An 8,213-nucleotide genomic window follows, 5' to 3' on the forward strand; every position below is an offset into this window, starting at 1 on the left:
GCCTTAAAGAAAATATCTTGAGAACAGAGCCATGAATGAGCCGTCGAAACGAGATATCTTAGTATTAGAGCTAGAAAGAGAACGTTCTATCCGTCGTACAGCCAGGTTGTTATCTGCCCAGCGATCACCGAATTAGAGATGAACTGGAGCGTTTAATTAGCCATCTTTCTCTTCTGGTTGCCATACCACGAAAAACAGCAGAAGATCCCCAACCAAAGTCCGCTCTTTTAATTAAAGCTGTCAAGAGAATCGATGACCCTGTATTTACCGAGCTATTAATTCAAATTATCCAAGAAAGAAAAGGCTAGATTCTCGTTGAGCTTCTGAGCTAGATAAATTTCAATTAAATAACTAGATATCAGCAAATCTTGGTTTTTTCTGCAATCTTGGGCAATATTTATTAGGCTAAATAACATAAGTAACAAAGGTTATAGTTTACACCCCAGCCCTTAAAACGCCATCATGGTTGAGCAGATTAAATCTCAATATTCTCTATCTTGGATTACTCAAATTGCCGAAATTCCTCAATCAGACTGGGATGAATTGGCAAAACCCCTAAACACGCCATTTTTAGAATGGGAATGGCTCAATAACATTGAAGTTTCTGGTAGTGCAACGGCTCGCACTGGATGGCAACCTTGCCATTTAGCAGTATGGCGCAATAATCAGCTAATTGGAGCAGCACCGTTATATATTAAAGGACATAGCTATGGCGAATTTGTCTTTGACCATCAGTGGGCAGATTTATCTCATCGTTTAGGCATAGAATACTATCCTAAATTATTGGGCATGACTCCTTTTACGCCAGCAGTAGGATATCGCTTTTTAATCGCTCCTGGAGAAGATGAAGAGATGATTACCGAACTTATGGTGGCAGCAATTGATAATTTTTGCGATCGCAATCGTCTTTCAGGCTGCAATTTTTTATTTGTCGATCCTGATTGGCAAAAAATAATGACAAGAAATGGTTTTCATAGCTGGCTGCATCATGGCTACATCTGGTTTAATCGCAATTTTCAAAGCTTTGATGACTATCTCAAAATGTTTAATAGTAATCAGCGCAAAAATATTAAACGAGAGAGAAAAGCCGTAGCGCAAGCTGGTTTATATACTAAAACCTACGTTGGTTCAGAGATTCCGCTGCATTTATACTCTTATATTTATCGATTTTATAGTAGTACCTGTAATAAATTTTATTGGGGTAGTAAATACCTAACTCGCCAGTTTTTTGAACAACTTCATCCTAACTATAGCGCTCGCATCTTACTAGTAGTAGCATACACAGAACAAGACGACCAGACCCCGGTGGGAATGTCTTTTTGCCTCCATAAAGGCGAAAATTTATATGGTCGCTATTGGGGTTGCCATGAGGAATATGATTGTTTGCACTTTGAAACTTGCTACTATAAGCCAATTGAATGGGCAATAGCTAATGGGATAAAAATGTACGATCCTGGTGCGGGAGGCAGACATAAAAAACGACGTGGATTTCCTGCCACCGCAAATTATAGTTTACATCGCTTCTCTAACCGCCGTATGGCTAAATTGTTAAACAATTACATGGGTGAGGTTAATCGGATGGAGCAAGCTGAAATCACAGCGATCAATAACAATTTGCCTTTTAATAAACAGGAAATTACCTTCAATTTAGATTAGTAGCGTTGCATATTTAATCAACTACTTAACTATTCCCGAATGTCCTTTGATTACTCCTGCTGGTTCATACCTTCCACTGCTACAGCATAAAAGTGCAAACGGTTCTCAGGACAAGCAAAACCATGTCCATCAGTATAAAGCGCATATTCAACTGGTTTATCCGCTTGACGCATGGCGTTAACTATTTGTTCGCTCTCAGCCTGTTTGACGCGAGGATCGTTAGCTCGTCCGATTAATAGAGGTTTTTGAATTTGGTCTACAAAAAATAAGGGCGATCGCGATATTAAAAATTCTGATTCTGTTGCTATAATTACCTACCCGATGTTGAAACATTGCCATCATCGGCTTCCAGTAGGGGGGGGATACTTTGCATCAGGGTCACTAAGTTACTCGGTCCGACAATATCTACCCCACAAGCAAATACTTCGGGAGTAAAGGTCAAACCGACTAGAGTGGCATAACCACCATAAGATCCTCCCATAATCGCGATTTTATTTCGCTCGGCAATATCTTTTGATCGACTAACCAATTTACTCCATCAATCAGATCGTCGTGCATTGCTGCACCCCATTGACGATTACCCGCATTAACAAAGGCTTTTCCCTAACCCGTAGACCTTCTAAAGTTGGGTTGCAAGACTGCATAACCTCGATTTGCCAGCCACTGTGCCTGCGGATTGTAACCCCAAGTATCTCGCGCCCAAGCCCACTATGAATATAACATTACCGTCGGATATGGTGCTTGTAAGCCTTGAGGGATAGTTAGATAACCGTAAATAGTCAAACCATCTCTAGCTGCATAAGAGATCGGCTTCAGGGAAACTAGAGGTACATTTTCTAATTCTGGACGATTGCTAAATAGTAATGTACCCGACTTTGTGGCGCGATCGTAAACATAATAGTAGACAGAAGCATCATCTGTTACATAAGCAATCAACCATTTTTGGTGTGCTAAGTCGCCCCTGACTGGATAAACTTCCCCAGGACGTACAGAGGAGATCGCCTTTGCATCTTCAGCTAGATCGGGGTCGATCTTGAAGAACATTGTGATTATCTGGAGCAATATAGGCGATGTATCTGCCATCTGGCGAAAGCTAAGGACTAGTACGTTCGGGATTGCCAAACAAAATTGTCCGAGGAATTAAAGAAGGTGTTTGGTTTGGTTGACTAGTAGTATTCATTTTATAGGTTTCTTATAGGTGATCTCATGAAAGTCTTTATCCCAAATACTAATGTAAATATAATTTTGGGGGTTACGCCGAACTACACCTAATAAATTATTGATTTCAAATTCCTGGCGATCGCTAATCTTAAAATATACTTGGTTAATCTTTTGCTCGATTGCTAATGAATAGTCTTCACGCAATAATTTTTGTGCTGAGTGTTGAATTGTCAGCAAATCAACCGAATCAGCAAAAGAAATCTCGGACTGACGAATAGTTTGAGTTCTCGCATCGGATAAATAACCTAAATCGACCCGATTAGGGATAAAATCTCGATACAAATGTGCATTGCTATTTTGCCCGCCTTTAACAATCTCGGTGGGTTTTCCTAAAAAGCTAGTTATCCGCTTTAAAGGAGTACCAATCGGAAAAACTGGTATTATTGCCTCAATCGATTTGACATTTGATAACGGCTTTAATTTTTGAGATTTCGCATTAACTTGTAGTAAGCTGGCGATCTGCTCAAAGTTATTCTTGGTAAATTGACTAGAATTGGCATTCAGTAAAACAAAAGTAATTCCTAATACTCCTACACTTAATGAAGATAAAGCTGAAATTATTTTGAAATCTGAAGATAAATAAGATTTTTTGCCTGACTCATAGACTATAGGCATTGATAGGCTAATCGGTGGAGAATGCAGTGCCTGAAGCATCGCTTCGGCGGAGGTGAAACGATCTTGAGTATAGGAATAAATGGCGCGATTAATTACTCTAACCAAGTGAATTTTTATTCCAGGTACTTCTTGATGCCATAAAAGCTCCTTGGTTTGTGGATCGCAAGGTAACTCGGCTGGACTTTTGCCTGTCAGTAGATAAATGGCAATCAATCCTAAACTGTAAAGATCGCTGGCATAAACTGATTTTCCTTGTTGCTGTTCGACAGGAATATATTCATGCTGATTAGTTAAAACCAAATTACGTCGATCTTGCCTTTCTGGTTTTATGGCTATTTCTTTTACCGCGCCAAAATAAATCGGCACGGGTAAATAATCATGCTGAGATTGGCGTGACCAAGAATTTTGACGTAGTACGATGCTGCTTGGTTTAAGCTGTCGATATACTATGCCATAGCTATGAATATACTTTAAGCAAGTTAGAATACTGTCTAATATATGTTCTACTTCTTCTACTGATAGCTTTCCTTGCTGCCGTACCTTTTGCTCCAAAGTCAAACCATTAATCCACTCACGAACTAGGTAAAAGTCCTCTCCGTCCATAAAGTATTCATAGAGTCGAGGAATTTGACAATTTTTGCCGCTTAGTCGTTTGAGTATGCTGGCTTCTCGATAAAACAACTGCCTCATTGATTCAGCTTCAGGATTGCCTAAAACTGGTCGAAATTTCTTAATAATATAGCGACGATTTAAGAGCCAATTAGAATCTTTTGCTAAAAAAGTCTTGCTAAAAGCATCCTGACCAAGGCTTTGTAAAATAAGATATTTATTTTGGATTAATTTGCCTTTCATTAAGGTGCAAAAAATATTGACGCAAACCTAAAGTGTAGTTAATCTAAAAGAAAAGGTTCTATAAAGCAGCCTATATAGTTAAATAAATTTTAGACTCTATCTACAGATAACTATTTAGTGACCAGAATTGGATAGGATGAAAATGTGATTGCCTTTGCATAACCTGAGAAGGCTCGATCGCAATTACCTGATCTCTTCGTTCAGCGATCGCATATCCTATAATTTCCCGTACCTGCACCAACATCAGCAATAGTACTACCTATCGGTAAATCTAATAAGTTAATCAAGCGATCGACAATTCTATAATCAAGCTGGCGGGTAGACTTATAGCCTTTGCCAATTGAGTTGTATAAGGTCATTTCTAATTTAGTAACTCAAGTGAAAATTTTGAACTTATGCAGTAGTTTATCGATTTTAGAGATGATATACACTAAAAATAGAAGGTAGCGCGATCAAAGAAAAAAATATGGCAAGTTTTGAAGATATTGCAAAAAAAGCTTTTTATATGGGTGTTGGTTTTGCATCCTATGCACAAGAGAAAGCCAACGATACGGTTAAAGATTTAAGAGTCCAAGCGCAAAAGCTGGCGGATGAAATGGCTGAACGAGGCGAAATGAGTACCGAAGAGGCTCGTAAATTTGTTGATGACTTGGTAGAACAAGCTCAACAAGGAACTGTTCCCAACAGCGATCGCTCACAGCGACAAGAACCCCGCCGAATTGAGATTGTGGACGAAGACGAACCTAAATCACAACCAGAAGCAGAGATCAAAGCTGAACCAGCAAAATCGGCTCAATCTAACGTCAATCGTGAGGATTTGCGTCAGCAAGTACAGTCTTTACAAGAACAGTTACGTCGTCTTAAAAATGAAATGTAAGATAAAAAACTATCTAAACTAGTAAAATCTGTTAACAAGGTTAATTATGAATAATTGGCAAGAACAATGGTGGAAGCAGGTTGAAAAAACCGCTGCTGACATGGAGGAATTTTTAACAGAGGTGGGAGAGGCTACAGAATCATTAGTAGAGGAAGTAAACGATTCTCTAATCTTTGTGATGGAGCAGCTTCAAACAGGAGTTGTAGAAGAGTTTGATAGCTTGATACAGGATTTTGTAGATGTAATAATTACCACCAGCGACACCATAGATGCTGCTCTATCAGAAGAGTGGTCAAATTTTACTGATGATGAATTTACTAGCATAAGTTATCACACCCCTTCTGTTGACAGTCATCCCGCCTGTATCGATTGTACTAACTATCATGGACAAGTCTACAACGGTAATTTATTAGTTTGCGCCATGCACCCTAACGGTTTTGAAGGTAATAGCTGTCCTGACTGGCAAGAAGGAAACTAAGCGATCGCGCTAACAGCATTAATTAATTTCAATTCATAAACCATTTTATAAAAAAATAATCAATTAAATCATCGCTTATTTAATTTTAAAAATGCCCTAACTTATTCTAGCTAGGGCATTTTTATTTTTAGTAAATTTTTTGGTTGATTCTTGCTTGAAACTATTATGAGTAAAATTGAGAACGATTTTAATTAAGCGATGTTGATTAATAATTACTCTACAGTATGACCAACAGCGGCAATAACTTGTTTAATCGATGCTTCAGAAGCTTCGGTGTTGATGGTTACTTGTTTTGTATTTAGATCGATCTCAACTTTAGCATTTGGCTCATGAGTAATAATAGCGTCCTTGACTACTGTTACACAACCATCACAAACCATACTCGGTACTTGAAGATTTATAGTCATGAAAAGAATTCCTAGTTTTAAATCTAAGTTCTATCTTAAAACTAAATTGATTTTGCCACTTCCAAACCAAAATGTTTGATCAATCTATCTATATCGAAATGTTGTTTCATCAAACGTTTGATCTGTTCTACCTTAATTGCTTCCTGAATTGGAACTTTACCAAAAGCACTATCTACAACTTCCACAGTTGTCAAAGTGTCTGTGTCAACTGATAGAACAGGAATGTCTAAACTTTCAGCACGCTCAATAATTAATTCTTTAGGCGGTATCCGTCCCGTTAGAATCAAACAATGAGTCGAAGTTTCTAAAGCAGCCATCTGTAATTCAGTGCGATCGCCGCCTGTAACAACCGCCATATTTTCTCTTTGACGAAAATATCCTAAAGCCGAATTAACGTTCATTGCGCCAATACTAAGGCTTTCTACCATCCAATCTAAATGCTCTGAACAACATAAAACTTCTGCATTAAGTCGAGTTGCTATTTCTCTAACGCTGACGCTGTTTAAAATTCGGTCTTGGGGAATCATGCCTAAAACTGGAATATCTTGGTTTTCTAGGTAAGGCTTGATTGTTTCAGTGGCGGTAACTAATTCTGCTAGAGGAATATCGTTGATGACTATTCCCAAAAGGCGATCGCCCAAAAACTTTTTCGCTGACAAAAAATTACCTACCAACAGTTGAGGATGATAGCGAGCTACTAATAAAATTGAAGCATCAATTAATTCAGCAATTTCTGGTACTGAAAGGTTAAAAATACTACCTTCCCAAAGATTGCTAGGTCCTTCCAAAAAAATTAGCTCCCCGTCAATCTGGTTGACATAATCTCGCAGTGCTTCAGCATAATTTTGACGATCATTTCCCTGCAAACGCCGAGCGATCAGATTACGATCGATAGATAGTAAAGGCGGTCTAGCTTGGTTTGCTGACAATCCCAAGGTATTTGCTAAAAACTCGGTATCTTTCGTAGGCTCTGTCTCTTTAGAACGTCCTTGAAGATCGGTTGCTAAAGGCTGTCCATAACCAATCGATATTTCTTTTTCTTTTGCTAAATAGCCTAAGCCCAAAATTGTTGCCGATTTTCCGCAATAAGCTTCCGTAGAGGCTATCAGAAGATGTTTAGCAGATGTAGCCACGCCCTCACTCCTTGTTGATGTTGTTTATTTGGTTTTATTCAAAACGCAATAGTTTTCGATAAAAACTCCTAGGAAAGTCTGTTATGTTAGAACCTTTAAAATTTATGATGACATCAATTAAGTAATCAATAAACTCTGAGTTTGACAAAGTTACTTCATAACTTAATTCAGCTTGCCCATCAAATTGTAAACGACAACGAGTTAACTCTGATGGTAATTTAGATACATACCAGCTAGCAACAAAGGGAATGCTTTCCCCGCCTTCAATTTGTCGTTCTCCTTCTAAGGATGCGTGGCGGTATAAAGCGATCGCTTGAGGTAGCCAACTGTGTTTGTTTTTTGAATAATAAGGTACATAAATAATTACATCTGCTCTTCCCGCAGGTTTAAGTTCTTCAATAGTAGACATAGATAAAAATCAATTATCGTTACAGTTCAATTTCAAAGACTTTCTACTTTATAACATCAGTTTTTTCAGACCACCTGTGGTTGTAGAAACTAGGAATGTAAAAATAATGAGACTATTGACTCAAAGAAGGCTGTGTGGCTAAGTCTAAAAACCAAAAAAAGGCTCTCCAGATACCTGGAGAGCCTTTTTTTTATAAGGTAAAAGTTTCTAAGCGTTGATAGCAGGAGCGCTCAAAGCTACAGGAGCTTGTTCGCCACTGGCTAAATCCAAGGGGAAGTTGTGTGCATTACGCTCGTGCATTACTTCAAAACCGAGGTTAGCTCTGTTTAAAATGTCTGCCCAAGTGTTGACTACACGTCCTTGAGAGTCCATTACCGACTGGTTGAAGTTAAATCCATTTAGGTTGAACGCCATAGTGGAAATACCCATTGCTGTGAACCAAATGCCGATTACTGGCCATGCTCCTAAGAAGAAGTGTAGACTTCTTGAGTTGTTGAAGGATGCATATTGGAAAATCAAACGACCGAAGTAGCCGTGTGCTGCTACGATGTTGTAGGTTTCTTCT

General features: G+C 38.6%; 12 protein-coding genes. 3 read left to right on the top strand and 9 right to left on the bottom strand.

From position 1 onward, the window contains the following. Window positions 1-462: 462 nt before the first annotated feature. Complete coding sequence (locus V6C71_19145) at window positions 463-1,656, top strand: GNAT family N-acetyltransferase (protein HEY9770579.1); 1,194 nt, start codon at window positions 463-465, stop codon at window positions 1,654-1,656. 50 nt (window positions 1,657-1,706) lie between these two features. Here V6C71_19145 and V6C71_19150 read toward each other — a convergent pair whose 3' ends face one another. From V6C71_19150 to V6C71_19170, 5 genes are all read right to left on the bottom strand, one after another. Continuing rightward, window positions 1,707-1,967: a dienelactone hydrolase family protein gene (locus tag V6C71_19150; protein ID HEY9770580.1), complete on the bottom strand. Its 261-nt coding sequence runs from the start codon at window positions 1,965-1,967 to the stop codon at window positions 1,707-1,709. Then, window positions 1,967-2,185, bottom strand: a complete 219-nt coding sequence (locus V6C71_19155) for a prolyl oligopeptidase family serine peptidase (GenBank protein HEY9770581.1) — start codon at window positions 2,183-2,185, stop codon at window positions 1,967-1,969. Before V6C71_19155 ends, V6C71_19150 begins: the two co-directional genes overlap by 1 nt. Before the next feature lie 179 nt (window positions 2,186-2,364). Beyond that, window positions 2,365-2,739 (bottom strand): hypothetical protein, encoded by a 375-nt coding sequence (locus V6C71_19160; GenBank protein HEY9770582.1) that lies wholly within the window; start codon window positions 2,737-2,739, stop codon window positions 2,365-2,367. Between the two features lie 93 nt (window positions 2,740-2,832). Continuing rightward, entirely contained in the window at window positions 2,833-4,344 is a 1,512-nt protein-coding gene (locus V6C71_19165) for a serine/threonine-protein kinase (GenBank protein ID HEY9770583.1), read from the bottom strand. Window positions 4,345-4,544: 200 nt separating this feature from the next. Then, the gene (locus V6C71_19170; protein HEY9770584.1) at window positions 4,545-4,703 is read right to left on the bottom strand and encodes a hypothetical protein; all 159 of its coding nucleotides are present in this window, start codon (window positions 4,701-4,703) and stop codon (window positions 4,545-4,547) included. A 107-nt stretch (window positions 4,704-4,810) separates the two neighbouring features. Between V6C71_19170 and V6C71_19175 the strand changes: the two genes are divergently transcribed. Together V6C71_19175 and V6C71_19180 are read left to right on the top strand one after the other, a co-directional pair. Beyond that, window positions 4,811-5,221: a hypothetical protein gene (locus tag V6C71_19175; GenBank protein HEY9770585.1), complete on the top strand. Its 411-nt coding sequence runs from the start codon at window positions 4,811-4,813 to the stop codon at window positions 5,219-5,221. A gap of 46 nt (window positions 5,222-5,267) precedes the next feature. Next, window positions 5,268-5,699 (top strand): hypothetical protein, encoded by a 432-nt coding sequence (locus V6C71_19180; GenBank protein HEY9770586.1) that lies wholly within the window; start codon window positions 5,268-5,270, stop codon window positions 5,697-5,699. Window positions 5,700-5,911: 212 nt separating this feature from the next. Here V6C71_19180 and V6C71_19185 read toward each other — a convergent pair whose 3' ends face one another. The 4 genes from V6C71_19185 to V6C71_19200 all read right to left on the bottom strand — a co-directional run. Continuing rightward, window positions 5,912-6,106 carry a heavy-metal-associated domain-containing protein gene (locus V6C71_19185; protein ID HEY9770587.1) on the bottom strand — a complete coding sequence of 65 codons (195 nt, stop codon included), beginning with the start codon at window positions 6,104-6,106 and terminating at the stop codon, window positions 5,912-5,914. A 41-nt stretch (window positions 6,107-6,147) separates the two neighbouring features. Next, window positions 6,148-7,239, bottom strand: a complete 1,092-nt coding sequence (locus V6C71_19190; protein HEY9770588.1) for a phosphotransacetylase family protein — start codon at window positions 7,237-7,239, stop codon at window positions 6,148-6,150. A gap of 34 nt (window positions 7,240-7,273) precedes the next feature. Next, window positions 7,274-7,648, bottom strand: a complete 375-nt coding sequence (gene ebsA / locus V6C71_19195) for a type IV pilus biogenesis protein EbsA (GenBank protein ID HEY9770589.1) — start codon at window positions 7,646-7,648, stop codon at window positions 7,274-7,276. 207 nt (window positions 7,649-7,855) lie between these two features. Then, window positions 7,856-8,213 (bottom strand): photosystem II q(b) protein (locus V6C71_19200; GenBank protein ID HEY9770590.1); only part of this gene is annotated, 358 nt, incomplete at its 5' end.

The organism is Coleofasciculaceae cyanobacterium, assembly GCA_036703275.1.
Taxonomy (GTDB): Bacteria; Cyanobacteriota; Cyanobacteriia; order Cyanobacteriales; family Xenococcaceae; genus Waterburya.

Excerpts from the sequence above, each read along its gene's own strand:
- V6C71_19145 (HEY9770579.1), top strand. The coding sequence starts at position 463 with ATGGTTGAGCAGATTAAATCTCAATATTCTCTATCTTGGATTACTCAA.
- V6C71_19160 (HEY9770582.1), bottom strand. The coding sequence starts at position 2,739 with ATGGCAGATACATCGCCTATATTGCTCCAGATAATCACAATGTTCTTC.
- V6C71_19165 (HEY9770583.1), bottom strand. The coding sequence starts at position 4,344 with ATGAAAGGCAAATTAATCCAAAATAAATATCTTATTTTACAAAGCCTT.
- V6C71_19170 (HEY9770584.1), bottom strand. The coding sequence starts at position 4,703 with ATGACCTTATACAACTCAATTGGCAAAGGCTATAAGTCTACCCGCCAG.
- V6C71_19175 (HEY9770585.1), top strand. The coding sequence starts at position 4,811 with ATGGCAAGTTTTGAAGATATTGCAAAAAAAGCTTTTTATATGGGTGTT.
- V6C71_19180 (HEY9770586.1), top strand. The coding sequence starts at position 5,268 with ATGAATAATTGGCAAGAACAATGGTGGAAGCAGGTTGAAAAAACCGCT.
- V6C71_19185 (HEY9770587.1), bottom strand. The coding sequence starts at position 6,106 with ATGACTATAAATCTTCAAGTACCGAGTATGGTTTGTGATGGTTGTGTA.
- ebsA (HEY9770589.1), bottom strand. The coding sequence starts at position 7,648 with ATGTCTACTATTGAAGAACTTAAACCTGCGGGAAGAGCAGATGTAATT.